Origin of the sequence: Mesorhizobium sp. M6A.T.Cr.TU.016.01.1.1 (genome assembly GCF_003952585.1) — a bacterium.
Lineage (GTDB): Bacteria > Pseudomonadota > Alphaproteobacteria > Rhizobiales > Rhizobiaceae > Mesorhizobium > Mesorhizobium mediterraneum.
The window spans coordinates 4,154,807-4,173,843 of sequence record NZ_CP034452.1; the positions used below are offsets into that span (position 1 = coordinate 4,154,807).

Genomic DNA, 19,037 nt, shown 5'->3' on the forward strand with positions numbered 1-19,037 from the left:
AATTTGTTGATGGCGTATGAAAACATTCGCTAATCTGCTGGCAGGCGGGGTTCACGGCCGATCCAGTTTCGTCTAGGATCGGGCCGGCACCAGAAAGTAGCGTAGTGAATGGCGGTTGCTTGGATCGGCAACCGGGAAACGCTGGTCGAGCGCGCGGCTGCACATGCCGCTGCGTTGTTGGGGTCGAGCCGGTGCCCGGTTTTCAGCTTGGATACGGATATACACGGCACCAGGGCGGCGATCGCGCTGGCTGAGCGGGTTGGCGCGGCATACGATCATGCCGATGGCGCGGCAGTTTCCCGGGAGACCGCGCTTTTTACCGACAAAGGCGCGATGACCGTCGCGCCCGGCGAGACGCGCCGGCGCGCCGATGTCGTGGTGATCGTGGGCGAACTCCCGCAAATCCATCATGAATTTGTCGGCGAACTCTCGGCCACGGTTCCCGATCTCTCGGCCCCCGATCTCACAGGCAAGAATCAACGTGAAATCTTTCTGGTCGGGTCGAACGGGGCGTCTGCGCCGCCGTTGAGCAACGGGCGGACGGCGACGCTCCTCTCCTGCGGCGAGGCAAGCCTCGGCGCGACGCTGGCGGCGCTGAGGACGCAGTGCAGGGGGCGTCAGACTTCGCAGCCGGTGTCGAACTTCGACGATTTCGCCAAAGCCCTGGAGGCTGCGCATTTTCCAGTCTTCCTGTTTTCAGGCGACGCAACCGAAGGGCTGGCGCTGGAGATGCTGCAAGGACTGATCGCCGATCTCAACCGCAAATCACGCGCATCCGGCCTTCATCTGCCGGCGCGCGAAAACGGATGGGGAAGCGCGCTCGCCTCGACCTGGATGGCGGGTTTTCCGCTGCGCACGGGCTTTGCGCGCGGCTTCCCGGAATTCGATCCCTGGCGTTACGATGTCGCGCGCATGATCGCTGCCGGCGAAGCCGACCTGCACCTGCGGATCTCCTCCTCAATTGTCCAGCCGCAGAAGAAAAGGAACCGCATGGCGCTGATCGCGTTGGCGAAAACGCAGAAGCCGGTCGCGGGCGCTGCGGTCACCATCGCCATCGGCGAAGCGGGCGTCGATCACGAGGCGGTGGTCTATTCCAGCCGCACCGGTTCGCTAAGGTCGATCGATGCGCGAGCGGCGTCCGAACTGCCCTCCGCTGCGACTGTCATCCGCCTGGTCGCCAGTCATGTCTCCGCCGAGGCCGCGTTGCCATGCTGACGAAAATTGCGGGCGGCGACATCATCGATCCGGTCAACGGTCGTCTCGGCAAGGGCGACCTCTGGATCAGGGACGATAAGATCGTTGCGGCGCCGGCGGGGGGCGCTGCCGACCGGACCATCGACGCTGCCGGCTGCGTCGTGATGGCGGGCGCCATCGACATCCATTCCCACATCGGTGGCGGCAATGTGAACACGGCACGGCTGCTCCTGCCCGAGCAGCATGCCGCGCATCAGGCGCGGCCGGCGACGACGCCGCTCTCCAATGCCGGCTGGTCGACCTTCCAGACCGGCTGCCTCTACGCCAAGATGGGTTTCACCACGGTCGTCGAGCCGGCTATGTCGCCGGGAGCGGCACTTCACACCCATCTCGAATTGGCCGACATCCCGATCATCGACAAGGCGACGCTCGCCATTCTCGGCAACGACGATTTCCTGCTGTCAATGATCCGCGACGACGCTTCGTCTCAAATGATCGAGGACTATGTCGCCTGGACAGTCGCCTCGACACGGGCGCTTGGGGTCAAGGTGATCAACGCCGGCGCGGCGGCCGCCTTCAAGGAAAACGTCCGCACCTTCTCGCTGGACGATGTGGTGCCTTCCTATGGCGTCAGCTCGCGCAAGATCGTCAAGACGCTGCAGGCCGCCGTCGACAGCCTTGGCGTCCCGCACCCTCTGCATGTCCATTGCAACAATCTGGGCAGTCCCGGATCGGCGGACACGGCGGCCGCGACGATCGCGGCAGCGGAGGGGTTGCCGATGCACCTCGCCCACCTCCAGTTCTATGGCTACGGCACGGAAGGCAAGCGCAGGTTTTCCTCGGCCGCGGCGCGTCTCGCCGAACTGGTCAACGCGACGCCGGAAGTCACCATCGATATCGGCCAGGTGATGTTCGGCCAGACGGTCACCGTCTCCTCCGACGTCATGCGGCAGTTTTCGGCGCGTGGCAGCGCGAGCCCGAAGAAATCCGTCATTCATGACGGCGACGGCAATGGCGGCGGCATCGTGCCCTACAGCTATGGCAAGGATTTCTATGGCGCGATGCAGTGGGCGATCGGGCTCGAGCTTTTTCTCCTGATCAACGATCCCTGGCGTGTCTTCTTCACCACCGATCATCCCAATGGCGCGCCCTTTACCGTCTACCCGGCTCTGTTCGAGCTGCTGATGAGCCGGGAAGCGCGCACCGAAATGATTGCCGGACTCCCAAAATCCGCCATGGCGCTCTCCACCCTGGCCGCAATCGACCGCGAATACACGTTCGAGGAAATTGCCATCATGACGCGCGCGGCCCCAGCCAAGCTGCTCGGGCTAACAGACCGGGGCCACCTCGGCGCCGGCGCCATAGCCGATATCGCTGTCTACCGCAGGGACGGGAACATCGCGAAAATGCTGGGGCAGGCGGCATATGTCTTCAAGGATGGCGATCTCGTCGTGCAGGATGGAGAGATCACCCATTACCGGTGGGGCAAGGCGCTCAGGCTCAATCCGTCGCCGGACAAGGCAATGGTGCGGCGTCTGGAGGACTATCACCAGCAGCGCTACGGCCTGTCGCTGGACTGGTTCAATTTCCCAGATTCCGCGATCGCGCGCGAACAGCCATTCGGCGAGGTTGCATGCCGAACGTGAGCGTAAATGGCATAGTGATCGACGATACCTTTGCCGAGGCCTTCGGCATGCGCGCGACCGCCATCATCATCACCGCGCCGAACCGGAAATGGGCTCGCCAGGCGGCGATCACCATGACCGGCTTTGCCACCTCGGTGATCGGCTGCGGCTGCGAAGCGGCAATCGACGTCGAACTGCCGCCATCGGCCACACCGGATGGCCGGCCCGGCTGCCGCGTGATGATCTTTGCGATGGGAACAGACGAACTGCAGAAACAACTGCTCAATCGCGTCGGCCAGTGTGTCTTGACCTCGCCGGGTTCGGCCTGCTTCGCCGGACTGGAGGGCAGCGCCGAGTTGAAGCTCGGTTCGGCGCTGCGTTATTTTGGCGACGGCTGGCAGATCTCCAAGAAAATCGGCGGCCGGCATTTTTGGCGCGTTCCCGTCATGGATGGCGAATTCCTGTGCGAAGCAACGACCGGGCTGACGAAGGATGCCGTCGGCGGCGGCAATTTCTTCGTCATGGCTGAAAGCAGCGCCAAGGCCTTGGTTGCCGCAGAGGCCGCGGTCGCCGCGATAGGCCTGGTGCCCGGCGCGATCGTGCCGTTTCCGGGCGGCATTGCCCGTTCGGGTTCCAAGATCGGCGGTAAATACAAGGGCATGATCGCCTCGGCCAACGAAGCCTACGCGCCGACACTGCGCGGTGTCGTCAGGAGTGAGCTCGGTCCCGACATCAACGCCGTCCTGGAAATCGTCATCGATGGCGAGACCAACGATGCCGTTGCCGCCGCGATGAAGGCCGGCATCAACGCCGTCATCGAGCTCGGGCCGAAGCGAGGCGCGGTTCGCATAAGCGCCGGCAATTACGGCGGCAAGCTCGGCAAATTCATCTATTCGCTGAAGGATATGCTGCCATGAAGGCGCTGACCTTCACCCTTGTCGCCGAGCCGCCCGAGCGCCTTGACCTGTCGCCGCTGACGCCAGAGCGGCTTGCCGGGATCGAAAGGCGCGATATCGAAAGAATCCAGATCGGCATGTCGAAGCATGGATCGAAGGTCGGCGATATTTTTCGCGTCGCCGGCAACGATCCGCTGGACATCGTGTTCGAAGGTGGAAGCGCGCGCCTCGATCGCGTGGCGGAAGGCATGCGGGGCGGTTCGGTTCGTGTCGTCGGCAATGCCGGCGCCCAGGCCGGGCGCGCCATGCGCGGCGGCAAGCTGACGATCGAAGGCAATGCGGGTCCGCATGCCGGCTCCGGAATGCGCGGCGGCAGGCTTGAAATAACAGGCAACGCCGGCGATCACCTCGGTGCGCCGCTCGCCGGGGAGCTGGCCGGCATGAATGGCGGCGTGCTGATCGTCAGGGGCAAAGCGGGCGCTTTTGCCGCCGACCGCATGCGGCGCGGCCTGATCGCGGTGCTGAAGGGTTCAGGCGACAATGCCGGCAGCCGCATGATCGCCGGCACGCTGGTGGTGGCCGGCGGCACCGGCGAAATGCCCGGCTACCTGATGCGCCGCGGTTCGATCCTGCTCGATCGCGCGCCGAAAAGTCTGTCGCCGAGCTTCGTCGAATGCGGCGCGCCGGAGAGCGTTTTTGCCGCCATCGTCGATCGCCATCTGATCGCCGAGGGTATTTTGAAACGGCCGCTTCTGGGCAATGCGCCGCAAAAATATGGCGGCGACAACGCGGTGCTTGGAATGGGTGAGGTTCTTTTCCCTCGCTGAGGCGTGTTGATTACGCAAATGCCTTCAGCGCCATGCTCCAGCCGACATCCGCAAATTGCGGCTGCATGTTCCGGTTGAATGGCTGATTTTCTTCCCGCGAGATATTTTCGCGCAGCGTTTGGCTTTGCGACGTTTTGGAAGAAACCACACCACTCCACAACCTAATCCAATGCCGCCTTATTGGGCAATGAGGCTATCTCGGCGTTTCTCCAGCAGAACGTTTTCGCGTCAATATGCCCAAAATATCAACATTGTAAGGCAATTGCGCTTTTTTGGCGCAGTATCAGCAGCGCACAGCAGAATCCGTGTTGCCAAGTGGAGAGTTTTGGCTAACGTAAGAAAAACCACAAAACCACATAATGAAAAAAGGGGAACGACATATGACCGAGTCAAGCAGGCGTGATTTCATGAAGGGCATGGCGGCGTTCGGAGCGGGCGCCGGTCTTATGGTGATCAACCCGGAATTCCTGGTCTCTGGCGCGGCTGCGCAGGCGGGCAAGCAACTGGTCTTCCTGTCGGCCGAGAACATCACCGGCAACTGGGATCCGACGGCGCACACGACGCTGTCGCAGAAGAACATCGAGGGTTTCGTCATGGGGTTCCTGACGCGCACGCCTATGCGCGTCGAAAGTCCCGACGAGGTCATCTACGAGCTCGCCACAAAGATCACCTTGCTTGAGCCGACCAAGCTTGAGATCAAGCTGCGTGAAGGGGTGAAGTTCCACGACGGAAAGCCGTTCAAGGCGGAAGACGTCAAGGCGACGTTCGAATACGGCTCGCAGCCCGACCGGCCGGCGCAATGGTATCCAGGCCCGACCGAGACGCTGACAATCACGACGCCGGACGACTACACGGTGATCGTCGACACATCGAAGGGCGGCTATCCGGCGCACCTGTTCATCTTCCTCGCCTCCTACCTGCCGATGCTGTCGGCAACCGACATCGCCGCTGGGCCGAGCGGGCCGCTTTCGCAGCGCCTTAACGGCACCGGGCCTTACAAGTTCGTCGAGCAGCGAGGCAACGACACGGTGTTGGAGGCCTACCCGGGCTACTTCCTCGGGGCGCCGACCATCCCCGGCATCAGCTTCAATTTCGTTGGCGATTCGACCACCCGCATGCTGTCGCTGATGAACGGCCAGGCGTCCATCGTGGAGCGGCTCGAACCGGAGCAGGTGGCGACCCTCAAAGGTAACGAGAATGTGGCGATCAGCAGCGTGGTCTCGGTCGAGAACAAGTATCTGTGGTTCCGCTGTTCCAAGCCGCCCTTCGACGACCCGCGCGTGCGAATGGCGGCCTGTCACGCGATCGACCGGTCCATGCTGCTCGAAATCCTCGGCGAAGCCGGCCATGCCTCCGCGAATTATGTCTCGCCGGTGAAGTTCGGTTATATCGACCTGCCCAATTATCCCGAATACAGCCCAGAGAAGTGCCAGGCCCTGCTCGCCGAAGCAGGTTTTCCGAAGGGGCAGGGCCTGCCCGAACTCGAATACATCACCTCGGTCGGGTTCTATCCCAAGACCAAGGAGTATGGCGAGGTGATCACTGCCATGCTGCAGGAGCAGGGGTTCCCCGTCACGCTGTCGGTGCTGGAGATCGCGGCGTGGAATGAGCGTCTCTACGACCGTCCCGGCGGCGGTCCGGGCCATATGGTCGACTGCGGCTGGTCGACCGGATCGCCGGAGCCGGACCTCGTGCTGCGCACGCATTTCCATTCCTCGTCCAAGCGCATCACCGGCATCGTCGATCCCGAACTGGACGCCTCACTCGACAAGGAGCGCAGCGCGGCGTCGCTCGAGGAGCGCAAGCAGATCCTCCAAACCGAGACCATGCCGATGATTGCCGCGAAGGTGCCGTCGTTCTCCCTGTTCACCTCCGTCATGATCCACGCGATGGACAAGTCTCTTACGGGGCTCTTCATCTATCCGGACGGTTCGATGGATGCGTCGAAGGGGGCGTTCGCCTGATTGGCGCCAGCCGTGGCCCGGAAGAAACAACCCGGGCCGTGGCAGTCGTCGAAGCGCGGCCCTGTCTTGCCTTCTCCCCTTGTGGGAGAAGGTGGATTGGCGCGCAGCGCCAAGACGGTTGAGGGGTGCTGGAAGGATCGCGGATGGTGCCAGGCTGGAACACCCCTCATCCGACCGAGCTTCGCTCGGCCACCTTCTCCCACAAGGGGAGAAGGAGAGCCGGCAACCAGTCCTCGGGCTTCGTCCGCCGCAGGAGATGGAATGTTCATCATTAGCTTTCTTGTCCGCCGCCTGGCCCAGGGTGCGCTGATCATTTTTCTTGTAACGCTGCTGATATTCACCTTGCTTCGTGTCGTTCCGGGCGATCCCGTCCGGTTGATGGCGGGCGGAATGGCGCCCGAGGCGCTGATCGAGCAGATCGCCAAGGAGATGGGGCTTCGCGACCCGGTGCTGGTTCAATTCGGGCGCTATATGAGCGGCGTCGTCAGGGGCGACCTCGGCCAGTCGTTCGTTCGGCCGGCCAGCGGCGCCTCAACCGGCGGATCTAGTTTCGGGGATGCCACGCGCGGCGAGCGCGCCGACGTGCTCACCCTTATCGGCGAGACCCTGCCGATGACGCTGCAACTCGCCTTTCTGGCGATCGTGTTCGCGATGCTCTTTTCGTTCCTGATCGGCATCCCGGCCGGATTGTCTCCTGGACGATGGCCGGACAGGGTCGCCTTTTACGTGTCGTCGATCTTCATATCCCTGCCGGGTTTCTGGCTCGGCATCGTGCTTGCGCTGCTGCTGTCCGTGAAGCTCGGCTGGCTGCCGGCGATCGGCTACAAGGGCTTTGCCTACACCATCCTGCCGGCGATCGTCTTGGCTGTCGAACTTTCGCCAGTTCTGATCCGGACGCTAACCGGCTCGATTTCCTCGGCAATGATGATGCCGTTCATTGCCGTCGGCCGCGTGCGCGGGCTCAGCCAGCGTCGGATCATCTTCGCGCACGCGCTGCGCAATGCCTCGGTTCCGCTGCTCAACCTTCTCGGCATCCAGATCAGCGGCCTGCTCGGCGGCGTGCTCGTGATCGAATTCATCTTCGATTATCCCGGACTGGGGCTTCTGACCATCAACGCCGTGCTGCAGCGCGACTTTCCCCTGATTCAGGGCATCGCGATCGTCACCAGCGCCATCTTCGTCCTGATCAACATCGCGGTCGATCTGGTCGCAACTCTGATCGATCCGAGACTGGAATACTGATGAGCGTCGTGCAAACCCATCTGAGCATGAAGGTAACCGCGCCGGAAGCGCAGCGCGGCGCTTCGCTGTCTCGGCGGATATGGAAGGCGGCGCTGGCGTCGAACGAATTCCGGGTCGGCCTCGTGATCTTCGCCCTGCTGGGTCTCGCGGCGCTGCTCTACCCGGCCTTGAGCGGCATCGACCCCACCAAGATGAACGTCGCCGGCCGTTTGCAGTCGCCACCCTTCCTCGGCGACAAATGGAATTGGGCGGCACCGCTCGGCACCGATCAGATCGGTCGCGACATGCTCGTGCGCAGTCTGGTGGGCTTGCGCTATTCCCTGCTGATCGGCCTGTCCACCGTGGTGGTGATGCTGATCATCGGCTGCTCGCTCGGCACGCTCGCCGGTTACTATGGGGGCAGGATCGACATGGTGATCATGCGGATCACCGACGCGCAGCTCTCCATCCCGATGATCATCCTCGCGATTACCGTTCTGGGGGTATCGCGGCCGACGATTCCGGCGATCATCCTTGTACTCGGCCTTTCGAGCTGGCCGGTCTATGCCCGCGTCACGCGCAGCGTCGTGATGACCGAACGCAAGAGCGAATATGTGCGCGCCGCCCAGGTCAGCGGGGCTTCGGATTTTCGCATCATGGTCTGGCTGCTGGCGCCGCTGGTGCTGCCGCCGATCATCTTCGTGTCGGTGCTCGACGTGGCGCGCATGATGATCTTCGAGTCGATCCTCGGCTTCATCGGCCTCGGCGTGCAGCCTCCGACGCCGACCTTCGGCAACATCATCGCCGACGGCAGGAAATACCTGCTCAATGCATGGTGGATCGCCACTATGCCGGGGGTGTTCCTGTGCCTTACCCTGACCAGCATCAACCTGATGGGCGCTTCGCTCGAGCGGGCCCGCAACCGGATCTACGGAGGCGTGTCGTGAACAGCAGCCCGGTCCTGTCGGTCAAGAATCTCGGCGTGGAAGTGGGCACGGGCGCGGGCGCCCGGCCGGTCGTCTCCGATGTGAGCTTCGATCTCGCCCCGCGCGAAATCGTCGGCATCATCGGAGCCAGCGGTTCGGGCAAGACCGTTCTGGCGCGAGCCCTGGTCAACTGGATCGACCCGCCGCTGCGCATCTCGTCCGGCTCGGTCGAGTACAAGTCGCAGAACATCCTCGACCTGGCCGGCGGACGGATGCGACTGCTGCGCAGAGAGATCGCCTATGTCGGTGCCAATCCCATGGGAGCGCTGGATCCGACTTTGCCGGTCGGCCGCCAGATCGTCGAGAAACTCAGCGCCGTGGTGCCCGGCATCGATCCATCGGAGGCCCGCAAGCGGGTCATCGACCTTCTTGGAGCGGTCCGCATTCCCTCGCCACGGTTGCGCTTCGACGAGTATCCCTCGCAATTCAGCGGCGGCATGATGCAGCGCGCGCTGATTGTCGACGCTTTGATCAGCAATCCAGCCTTTCTCGTCGCCGACAACGTCACCCAGCCGCTCGACGTGACAGTCGCGGCGCAGGTCCTGCGTCTGATGCGCGAGTTGACGGAGCGTTTCGACACCGCGGTGGTGTTCGTTTCCTCGTCGCTGCCGACGGTCAAGGAGGCGGCCGATCAGGTCCTGGTGCTGTCCGAAGGCAGGATCGTCGAGCGCAACACCCCGCAGCGGCTCATCGACGCGCCGCAGCATCCCTATACGTTGCAGTTGATCAGCCAGATTCCGAAAATCTGGACGAGCGAAGCGGTCGCCGTTCCGCGTACGACGAACGCGGCCATGCCAACGATCAGCATACGCGACGCAACCCGCACCTACCGTGTTCGCAAACGGGGAACGTTCGCGGCCCACAGCGAGGTTCGCGCCGTGCGCAATGTCACCTTCGACGTCATGCCGGGCGAGAATTTCGGCGTGGTCGGCGAGTCCGGCTGCGGCAAGTCCACCCTGATGCGGCTTCTCAGCCGCCTGGAGTTTCCAGACAGCGGCAGCGTCATCTGCAATGGCGAGGATCTTTCGAAACTGAGGGGAAAGACGCTGCTGAAGTTCCGGCGCGATTTTCAGCTGGTGCTGCAGGATCCGTTCAACTCGCTGCCGCCGCGCACATCGATCGGCGCGATCCTGGAGGATCCGCTGCGCGTGCACGGCATGCGCAATGCGAAGGAGATACGCGAACGCGTCCTGGCGGTCATGGCCGAGGTCGAGCTTCCGGCAAACCTCTACGATGAATTGCCGCTTGGGCTCAGCGCCGGCCAACGCCAACGCGTCAATGTCGCCCGCGCCATGGTGCTCGAGCCAAAAGTGCTCATCATGGACGAGACGCTGTCGTCGCTTGACCAGACCGAGCAGTTCCGCCTGCTGGCGCTGTTCGAAAAGCTGCAGGCCGAGCACGGCCTGACCTACGTCTTCATCTCGCATGACCTTGCAATGGTCCGCCGCGTTTGCAACCGGGTCGCTGTGATGTATCTCGGCGAGGTGGTGGAGATCGCCCACAATGAGCGTCTTTTCTTCGATCCCGGGCATCCTTACACGAAGGCGCTGTTGAGCGCGGTTCCGACACTGGAGGAGCGCCGCTACAAGCCGGAGGAATGCCTGCTCGAGGGAGAGCCGCCGAGCCCGATCGACCTGCCGCCGGGTTGCAGTTTCGCCAGCCGCTGTCCGCATGCCTTCGAGCGGTGCCGTGCCGAGAGCCCGACGCTGACGGCGCGAAATCACGGCGAGTTGGCGGCCTGCTTCCTGGTTGAAACAATGGGAACCCGCGCCGCCGCATGATCGACAAGAAAAGACGGGGAGGAACATACCGATGGAAGCGAAATCCGCATGAGCGATCCTGAAGATCGCATGCAATACGCGCTTGCCGAACTCGAGAAGCACGGGCGCGTATCGGTGCAGGCACTCGCCGAGCATTTCCATGTCAGCCGGGAAACGGTGCGTCGCGACCTGAAGCAACTGGAACTCGAGGGGCACCTGCGATGCATCTATGGTGGTGGCGTCAAGCCGCGGCCGGACGCCGACGAGCCCATCGCCGACCGGATGCGGCTGAACGCGCGCGAGAAGGCGCGCATCGCCGAACGTGCGGCGACCCTGCTCAGAGACCACATCAAGATATTCGTCGACGCCGGCACGACGACGCTGGCGTTCGCCAAGCATCTGAGGAACTGGCCTGATATCACCGTCTATACCAACTCGCTCGACATCATCGCGCTGCTTGCCGATGCTGGACATCCCAATCTCGTGGCGGTCGGCGGCGACGTCAGGGCGAGCTACCGGGCCTTCATGGGGCCGGATCCGGTCGATCTCGTCACGCGGCATCTGTTCGACATCGCCTTCGTTAGCATTGCAACCGTCGACAGCAGGTTCGGCTTCATGGACCTCGGACCGGACGAGGCGAACATTCGCCGCGCGCTGCGAAAGCACTCCAAACAGTGCGTCATGCTGGCGGACAGCAGCAAATTTGGCCGGCAGGGCTCCATCTGCACATACGAATTCCGGGACGTCGACATCCTGATCACCGACGCTCCGCTCAAGGCGGACTTCGCCGCGCAAATGGATCAGACGCAGGTAAAGGTGCTCTATGCTTGAAATTCGCAAGGACCCGTCGGCTTTTCCCGGCATCGACGCCGAAGCCCTCCATCGGATGATGGATGAGGTTTCCGCCTTCGGCGGTGGTCCTGACGGCTCGATGACGCGACTGACACTGTCCCGCGAGGATGGACTGGCACGGGACTGGCTGGCTGCATGGTTCGCGCAGGAAGGCCTGCGTCTTGAGATCGACGCGATCGGCAACATGTACGGATTTCTCGACTGGGCCGGCAAGGATGCGCCCTGCATCATGTGCGGCTCGCATCTCGACAGTCAGCCGAATGGCGGCCGCTTTGACGGCGCCTATGGGGTGATCGCCGCCTGCAGCGCGATAGAGGCGATAAGGCGCCGGGTGGCCGAAACCGGCATCACGCCGAAATGCAACTTCGTCATCGTCAATTGGACCAACGAGGAAGGTGCGCGGTTCCAGCCCAGCCTGCTTGGCAGCAGCGTCAATTCCGGCGAGATCGACCTCGATTTCGCGCTGGCGCGCCGGGACGGTTCCGGCGTTTCGGTGGCCGAGGCGCTGTCGGAAATCGGCTATGCGGGCGAGGCCGCTCGCGTGGTGCCGGACGCCCTGATCGAGATCCACATCGAGGGCTCGGCCCATCTCGAGAAGGCCGGCCTGCGGATCGGGGCATTCACCCGTTTCTGGGGTGCCGTCAAATATCGCCTCGCCTATCTCGGCCGGCAGGCCCACACCGGTCCTACACCGATGGCCGAGCGGCAGGATGCGCTGCTTGCTGCCGCCTATCTGATCGCCGAGCTCAGGGACATGGCCGACAAGGCCGGTCCGGATCTGCACACCTCGGCGGCGCGGCTGGAAGTCTATCCCAATTCACCGAATGTCGTGCCGGGAGAAACGGTGATGTTCATCGAACTGCGGTCGGGAAGCGCCGAGCTTCTGGCGTCCGCCGAAGCGGAACTCAAGGAGAAGATCGAGACCTGTGCCGCCCGCGCCAACACGTCTTTCGAAGTCCGGTCCATAGACCGCAGGCGGGCGGGAGGCTTCGACGCCGGGTTGATCGATCTGGCCGAACAGACCGCCAAATCGCTCGGGCAGACCGTGCTGCGGCTCGACACGATCGGTGGGCACGACGCCGTCAGCATGTCGGCGGTGACACCAGCGATCGTTATCGGGGTGCCGAGCGTCGGCGGTGTCATCCACCATCCGACGGAGTTTACCACGCCCGAGGATCGGCTCCTGGGGACGGAACTGCTCGCGGGGATGCTGTGGCGGTTCTGCGTCGACGGCAACATCCTGAAGAACTGAAGGGCTAGACGATGAAGACGATCGGCGAAGCCTCCACCCCCGCGGAAGTTCGTGCCGAGGCGGCGCTCACCTCTGTCGCGGACTGGACGGGAAAACAGATCGGTTTTGCGCCCGCCTCTCCGGGTATCGCATCGCCCTCGCATCGCGGCGTCGACAGCGAAGCATGGCTGGTGGCGGTCGACCAGTCGTCTCCGGCCTATTTCCTGAAGATCGTGAACTCCGACCAGAAGGCGTTCGTCGATCTGGAGGCCGTGTTTGAAGCCGCCTCCATCGCCGCCGGACTGGGCTGCACGCCAAGCCCCCGGCATCTTGCGCGAGACGCCGATGCGATCGTCTTCGATCTCTTGCCGACCGGTTGGAAAACGGCGCGCATGGACGATCTGCGAAGGGCGGACGTGATGGAACAGGTCATCGCGCTCAAAAAGGCGATCCACGGATCGCGGCCATTTACTTTGTCGTGGACGGTATTCGACAGGATCCGGGTGCTGGACGACGCCCGCAAAGCCGCCGGCGTCGACCGCCCGGACGATCTTTGGTGGATGCTCGACGGCGTCGGCGAGATCGAGCGCGCGATCACCGCTGCGGGTTACGATGCCCGGCCGAGCCACGCCGACGGCCTCGCCTCCAACATCATGATAAGCCAGGACGGGGCGGTTCAGCTCGTCGATTTCGACGACGCCCGCAATGTCGATCCCCTCTACGAGGTCGGCATTCTACTCAACGAGGCCTTTCCGTTCGAAGAAGAGATGCGGCCGGCGCTTGAGATGTTCGAGGGGTCGTTCCGTCAGGCTTCCCTCAACCGTTGCCGTGCATATGCGGCGGCGGACGATCTGATGTGGGGGCTATGGGGTCTGTTGTTGAACTCGACATCGCCGCGCGGCGACATCGAGTTTCTGAAATACGCGCAGTGGCGGTTGCTGCGCTGCCGGATGGCTCTTCGCCATCCGGACTTCGAACTGAAGTTGAGACGGCTTTGAGTGGCTGCAAGGAGGCCCTATATGATTGAGAAGCGGCCGGGCGAGGCGGTGAGCGAAGCCGAGCGGGAGATCGAGGCCGTCATCTGTGCCGTCGAACCATGGACCGGCCGCGATCTCCGCTACCGGCCGGTGCATGGCGGCATCAGCAATTCCAATTGGCGCGTTCGCATCGCGGGACAGTCAGAGAGCTATTTCGTGAAGGTTCCGGGCCGGGGCACCGAGATGTTCATCGACCGAAAAGCGGCGGCGGAGGCGAGCCGGCGCGCCCACTCGCTCGGTATCGGACCCGCGGTCTACGGCTATCTGGACGAACGCGGCGTCGAGATTGCCGATTTCATGGAGGGGCGGCGCTCCTGTACCAATCGTGATTTCCTCGACCCGGATGTACGCCGCTCGGTGCTGGGTCTCTACCGGCGCTTCAACGATTCGGGCCTGCTGTCGCTGACCAAGACGGTCTTCGACATGATCGACGAGCATGTCGATCAGGTCGGCGAGCTCGGAGGCGCGCTGCCGGCGGATTTTGCGTGGCTGCATCGCCAATACCTGCTGGCACGGGCGGCGCTCGAGGCTTCGGGTATCGACCTGGTTCCATGCTTCAACGATCCGATGCCCGGAAACTTCATGATCGCGCCCGACCGGTCGATGATGCTGATCGACTATGAGTATGCGGCAAACAACGATCGCTGTTACGAACTCGGCATCTGGTGCGGGGAAATGTTCTTCTCCGATGCGGTCGAGGCGGAAGTCATCGAGGAATATTTCGGCAGGTTTGACCCTCGGTTGAAGGCCCGGCTGGTCGTGCACAAGGTGCTCGCCGATGTGAAGTGGGGAACCTGGGCGATGGTGCAGAACGTCGTATCGGCGCTCGACTTCGATTTCTACAAATACGGGGCGTGGAAATATATGCGCGCGCGCTCGGTGATGCAGACCCCGCAATGGGTCGAGTATCTCAAGGCGGTCTGACGAGTGTCACGGGCGGAGCAATTCCCGGTTGGACGCAGACGGCATTGCAGTTAAGCCGCCATGGGTGATGGCCGGCATGTCTGCAGGGAGGGCTAGCGGCTGTCTAGCGGCTGTCGTTGGCAATCAGTTTCGTCAGGCAACCACCCGCCTGGCTCCCTGGCACGCCGAGATCTCTGACACTGTCCATGTGGTTGCGGTTCGTGAGAACAAGCGACGTTACCGGCGAACCCCGCTGCAGCAGGTTCTGTTTGAATCGATCTGCTTGCTGATGGAAAGGCGGCGTCTCATTGGCTCCGACCAGAACCGTCGCCTTGGTTTGAGGATCATGCCGATAGGCAAGAGGTGTAAACATGGCGACTTCCTCATCGGTGATTCCAATCTCGTTGGCGAGAAAGGAGTTCTGGAGCGGTTTCAAATCGTAGAGCCCGCCGAGCAGAAGAGCTGCCCGCACATTCGAGGGGGTATTCTCGCTGTTGAACAGAAACGTTGAAAGATGTGCTCCGGCCGAATGACCGCTGACAGTCAGTTCTGCCGGGTTTCCGCCATGGTCGGCGATATGGGCGAGAACCCACTGCTTGGCGCGGCGCACCTGGTCGACGATCGTAGCCATTCTGACGTTGGGCATCAGAGCATAGTCGACGATGACGGCAATCGCACCCGCCTGGGTAATCGTCGTCGCGACGTATGAGTAGTCGCGCTTGGAGAACATTCTCCAGTAGCCGCCATGGATAAACATGTGCACCGGCAGGCCGCTTCTTTTGCCCGTGGGAAAGAACAGGTCGATGGTTTCGGTCTGATCCGGCCCATAGGCAACGTCCGCAGCCATTGGAATGGTTGCGCGAACGGCCTCGCTGCGGTGAACAATGTCCTGCACGATTTTGTCAAAATCCGCGACGTAGTCGCGGATGCGAAACGGATCGCTTTGCACTCTTCCTCCGCTCAGATGCTGATGGCGAGGTATTTCGCCTCCATGAACTCGGCAATGCCGTGATGCTGGCCGCCCTCGCGGCCGAGGCCGCTCTGCTTCACCCCGCCGAAGGGTGCTGCCGGATCGGACATCAAGCCGCGGTTGAGAGCGATCATCCCGGCTTCGATCTTGGATGCCACCCGCATTCCACGCGCAAGATCGCGCGTGTAGATGTAGGCGGCAAGACCGTATTCGGTGTCGTTGGCGCGCGCGATGACATCGGCTTCCGTCTCGAATCTCGAGATCGGCGCCACCGGCCCAAAAATTTCCTCATGCGCCATCTCCGCCTCGGCCGGGACGTCGCAGAGCACGGTCGGCGGATAAAAGTATCCCGTTCCCGAGCCTGCCTTGCTCCCGCACAGCACCCGCGCGCCACGGGCGACAGCATCGTTGACCAGCCGGCCGATCTTGTCGACGGCCTTCCTGGTGATCATCGGCCCGCACTCCGTGGCCGCGTCCGTGCCGGCGCCGACCTTGAGTGCCGACATCCGCCTGGCGAGGCTTTCGCCAAAGGCGTCATAAACGCCGGACTGGACATAGATGCGGTTTGCAGCCGTGCAGGCCTCGCCGGCGTTGCGCATCTTCGCCACCATCGCCCCGTCGACCGCCGCGTCGAGATCCGCGTCATCGAACACAAGGAATGGCGCGTTGCCGCCAAGTTCCATCGAACACGAAACCACGTGCTTTGCCGCCTCGGCCAGCAGAACGCGCCCGACACCCGTCGAGCCGGTAAAGGAGAGTTTCCGCACCCGCGGATCGGCCAGCATCGCGGCCGTCACAGGGCCGGGACTGGAGGTTGTCAGAACGTTCACCACACCTGGCGGAACGCCTGCTTCCTGGTAGAGCGCGGCAAGCGCGTAGGCCGTGAGCGGGGTCTCGCTAGCTGGCTTCAAAATTACCGTGCACCCGGCAGCCAAGGCGGGCGCGATCTTGCGCGTCGCCATGGCGGCAGGGAAGTTCCAGGGCGTGACAAGGACGCAGATGCCGATGGGCTCGTAATCGACCACGATCCGGTTCGTGCCGGAAGGCGCCATCCCGAATTCACCTGTGATGCGAACGGCTTCCTCGGCATTCCAGCGAAAGAATTCCGCAGCATAGGCGATCTCGCCACGTGCGTCCCGGAGTGCCTTGCCGTTTTCCAGCGAGATCAGGGTTGCCAGCGTCTCAGAACGTTGCGTCATCAGCTCGAAGCAACGTCTGAGGATTTCGGAACGCTTGCGGGGTGCCGTTGTGCGCCAGCCATCGGCGGCCTTGGCCGCAGCCTCCACGGCGGCCGCGGCATCTTCGATCGTCGCATCGGGAACGGCGGCGATCACCGCTTCCGTGGAAGGGTCCACGACCTGGATTTCCCTGCCGTCGGCGGATTGCCTCCATTGGCCGCCGATATACAAGCCGTGGGAGAATCTATGGAAGTCGGCAGTGTCCTGATCGTCCTCCAGCACCTGATGAGATATGTTCATGGCCTGCTCCTCGATTGCTCACATGACGTAGGTGGCGAGGTCGCCATCATAGGCTGCCTGGATCAGGCCCCGCATGGCTGCCAGATCGAATGGCCGCGGATTGTTCTTGATGAGACGGTCAATGCCGAGCGCCTGTTCGGCCGTCCAATCGAGCTTGTCGGCGGGAAGCCCGAGCTTGGCCAGCGAAGGCGTGATCCCGATCGCTCCAAACAGCCGGCCGATCTCGTCGATCGTCGCGTCGGCCATCTCACCGGCACTCCGGTCCCTCCCGTCGAGACCAAGGGCGAGGCCGATCTCGGCCATCTCGGCGGCCGCGGCGGCCCTGTTGTACTTCATGACATACGGCAACATGGTGGCGACACCCAGCCCGTGAGCGGTGTGGGTGAGGGCGCCGACCGGATATTGCACCGCGTGCGCCGCCGCCGTTCCGGCCGTACCGAACGCACAGCCGGCAGCAAGCGCGCCCATCATCACATCGGCCCGAGCGTCCTCGTCGGCGGGGTCGCTGTATGCCTTCTCGAGACTGCGGCCAAGCAGCTTGATCGCGAGCAGCGCAAAATGATCGGTCAGCGCGCTCTTTCCGATGAAGACATGCTGTTGCGGGAGGCTGGGGTCAGTGCCGCGCCTGACGGCGGTAAAAGCCTCGATTGCATGTGTCAGCGCGTCTGCACCCGCGATCGCCGTCAGTCCCGGGGGACATGTCATCGTCAGTTCCGGGTCGCAGATGGCGGCTGCCGCGATCAGATGCGGGCTGGAGATGCCGACCTTCAAGGTGCGATCCGGATCGGAGATCACGGCGACAGGGGTCACTTCCGAGCCGGTGCCGGCTGTCGTTGGCACCGCGATCACCGGCAGCGTCGGGCCAGGCACCTTGAACTCGCCGTAGTAGTCCTGGAGCAGGCCGCCGTGACTGATGAGCAATGCGGCGCATTTGGCCATGTCGAGACAACTGCCGCCTCCAATGCCGATCACCATATCTGGCGCGAACTTTCGCGCCTCCTCGACGCAGACGGCAACGGTGTCCCGGGGGACGTCGGGCAGCACGCAGTCATGCACGAGCACGTCTATCGATGCGCCTTCGAGCGCCGCCACGATCTCTGCGAAGGCGACAGTCGCGGCAAAGCGCTCGTCCGTGCAGACAAGCGCGCGACGGCCCAGCCTGGCCGCAACGGTTGGAATGACATGGCGCTGGCCCTTCCCGAAGAGGATCTCACGCGGGAGCCTTACGGCAGCGAAAAGGCTCATGTTCTGCGTCCCTCGATGATGTTGGGAGTGGAAAGCGAAAGCTCGTCGAGTTCGATCCAAAAGTTTCATCTATTAAATCGTATATGATATAGGATTGCATTGAGCGGAGCATCGTGTTAGCCAGTGATCCTGTCAAGAGGCAAAGATGCAGGTCACGAACTTAAGCAATGCCCGAGAAGTCGACCCGGCTAGCGGACGCATCCAGCGATCCAACAGCCTGGTGGAGGACGTGTATGAAGCGATCTTCGCGCAACTCATGTCGCTGAAGATCGCGCCTGGCTCGCGGATCACCGTCGACAGTCTGGTCAAGGAACTCGAAGTATCCCACACGCCAATCCGTGAAGCGCTTGGCCGCCTCGAAGGCGAAGGCCTTGTGCTGAAGACACATTTGATCGGCTACCGCGCCGCGCCGCAGATAACCAAGCGCCGATTTGACGAACTCTATGAGCTTCGCCTGCTGCTCGAGCCGCATGGGGCGGCCAAAGCAGCCGCATTGATGGATGAGACGAAACTTGCGGTGCTTCAGGAGTCCGCAGGGGGCATGGCGCGCCGCGAAGGCAAGGATGAGCGCCTGCGTTACTCCAACTTTGCGCGGCAGGACGCCATTTTCCACGACAGGATCATGGAATTTGCAAACAATGAACTCGTGCGCCAGACGCTCGCGTTCCAGCATACGCACTTCCACATCTTTCGCCTGATGTTCCATTCGCGCGTTACCGAGGAAGCGCTCGACGAGCATGAGGCTATCCTGGCCGCCTTCGCTGCCTCCGATCCTGTTGCGGCGGAACAGGCGATGCGCCGCCATATCGAGCATTCTCGTGATCGTTTGTTGCTGGCGTTCGATTGAG

The 19,037-nt window shown here is 62.8% G+C and carries 16 protein-coding genes; 13 read left to right on the forward strand and 3 right to left on the reverse strand.

Features of this window, described 5'->3' with window-relative positions:
• Positions 1-108 precede the first annotated feature (108 nt).
• The 12 genes from EJ075_RS20000 (at position 109) to EJ075_RS20055 (ending at position 14,517) form a co-directional block, all read left to right on the forward strand.
• Entirely contained in the window at positions 109-1,215 is a 1,107-nt protein-coding gene (locus EJ075_RS20000; RefSeq protein WP_126105438.1) for a tungsten formylmethanofuran dehydrogenase, read from the forward strand.
• Positions 1,209-2,840, forward strand: a complete 1,632-nt coding sequence (locus tag EJ075_RS20005) for a formylmethanofuran dehydrogenase subunit A (RefSeq protein WP_095489040.1) — start codon at positions 1,209-1,211, stop codon at positions 2,838-2,840. Before EJ075_RS20000 ends, EJ075_RS20005 begins: the two co-directional genes overlap by 7 nt.
• Positions 2,828-3,736, forward strand: a complete 909-nt coding sequence (fhcD, locus tag EJ075_RS20010) for a formylmethanofuran--tetrahydromethanopterin N-formyltransferase (RefSeq protein WP_095489041.1) — start codon at positions 2,828-2,830, stop codon at positions 3,734-3,736. Before EJ075_RS20005 ends, fhcD begins: the two co-directional genes overlap by 13 nt.
• Positions 3,733-4,542 carry a formylmethanofuran dehydrogenase subunit C gene (locus tag EJ075_RS20015; protein WP_095489042.1) on the forward strand — a complete coding sequence of 270 codons (810 nt, stop codon included), beginning with the start codon at positions 3,733-3,735 and terminating at the stop codon, positions 4,540-4,542. Before fhcD ends, EJ075_RS20015 begins: the two co-directional genes overlap by 4 nt.
• A gap of 380 nt (positions 4,543-4,922) precedes the next feature.
• A complete protein-coding gene (locus EJ075_RS20020; protein WP_126105439.1) occupies positions 4,923-6,506 on the forward strand; it encodes an ABC transporter substrate-binding protein in 1,584 nt (527 codons plus the stop codon).
• A 261-nt stretch (positions 6,507-6,767) separates the two neighbouring features.
• The gene (locus EJ075_RS20025; RefSeq protein WP_126105440.1) at positions 6,768-7,748 is read left to right on the forward strand and encodes an ABC transporter permease; all 981 of its coding nucleotides are present in this window, start codon (positions 6,768-6,770) and stop codon (positions 7,746-7,748) included.
• Positions 7,748-8,674, forward strand: a complete 927-nt coding sequence (locus EJ075_RS20030; RefSeq protein WP_126105441.1) for an ABC transporter permease — start codon at positions 7,748-7,750, stop codon at positions 8,672-8,674. Before EJ075_RS20025 ends, EJ075_RS20030 begins: the two co-directional genes overlap by 1 nt.
• The gene (locus tag EJ075_RS20035) at positions 8,671-10,494 is read left to right on the forward strand and encodes an ABC transporter ATP-binding protein (protein WP_245457961.1); all 1,824 of its coding nucleotides are present in this window, start codon (positions 8,671-8,673) and stop codon (positions 10,492-10,494) included. The genes EJ075_RS20030 and EJ075_RS20035 overlap by 4 nt, the downstream gene beginning before the upstream one ends.
• A 48-nt stretch (positions 10,495-10,542) precedes the next feature.
• Positions 10,543-11,304, forward strand: a complete 762-nt coding sequence (locus EJ075_RS20040; protein WP_126105443.1) for a DeoR/GlpR family DNA-binding transcription regulator — start codon at positions 10,543-10,545, stop codon at positions 11,302-11,304.
• Entirely contained in the window at positions 11,297-12,577 is a 1,281-nt protein-coding gene (locus EJ075_RS20045) for a Zn-dependent hydrolase (RefSeq protein ID WP_126105444.1), read from the forward strand. The genes EJ075_RS20040 and EJ075_RS20045 overlap by 8 nt, the downstream gene beginning before the upstream one ends.
• Before the next feature lie 11 nt (positions 12,578-12,588).
• Positions 12,589-13,554, forward strand: a complete 966-nt coding sequence (locus EJ075_RS20050) for an aminoglycoside phosphotransferase family protein (protein WP_126105445.1) — start codon at positions 12,589-12,591, stop codon at positions 13,552-13,554.
• Between the two features lie 21 nt (positions 13,555-13,575).
• Positions 13,576-14,517, forward strand: coding sequence for a choline/ethanolamine kinase family protein (locus tag EJ075_RS20055; RefSeq protein WP_164547146.1), 942 nt, complete (start codon positions 13,576-13,578; stop codon positions 14,515-14,517).
• Between the two features lie 103 nt (positions 14,518-14,620).
• Here the strand turns inward: EJ075_RS20055 and EJ075_RS20060 are convergent, their stop codons facing one another.
• Genes EJ075_RS20060 through EJ075_RS20070 form a run of 3 tightly spaced genes read right to left on the reverse strand, consistent with a single transcriptional unit; the run spans position 14,621 to position 18,189 of the window.
• Positions 14,621-15,445, reverse strand: coding sequence for an alpha/beta hydrolase (locus EJ075_RS20060; protein ID WP_126105446.1), 825 nt, complete (start codon positions 15,443-15,445; stop codon positions 14,621-14,623).
• An 11-nt stretch (positions 15,446-15,456) separates the two neighbouring features.
• Positions 15,457-16,944, reverse strand: coding sequence for an NAD-dependent succinate-semialdehyde dehydrogenase (locus EJ075_RS20065; RefSeq protein WP_126105447.1), 1,488 nt, complete (start codon positions 16,942-16,944; stop codon positions 15,457-15,459).
• 18 nt (positions 16,945-16,962) lie between these two features.
• On the reverse strand, positions 16,963-18,189 hold the full coding sequence (locus tag EJ075_RS20070; protein WP_126105448.1) for an iron-containing alcohol dehydrogenase: 1,227 nt from the start codon (positions 18,187-18,189) through the stop codon (positions 16,963-16,965).
• A 145-nt stretch (positions 18,190-18,334) separates the two neighbouring features.
• On the opposite strand from EJ075_RS20070, the gene EJ075_RS20075 reads away from it, so the two are divergent.
• The gene (locus EJ075_RS20075; protein ID WP_126105449.1) at positions 18,335-19,036 is read left to right on the forward strand and encodes a GntR family transcriptional regulator; all 702 of its coding nucleotides are present in this window, start codon (positions 18,335-18,337) and stop codon (positions 19,034-19,036) included.
• The last annotated feature ends 1 nt before the right edge of the window (position 19,037 follow it).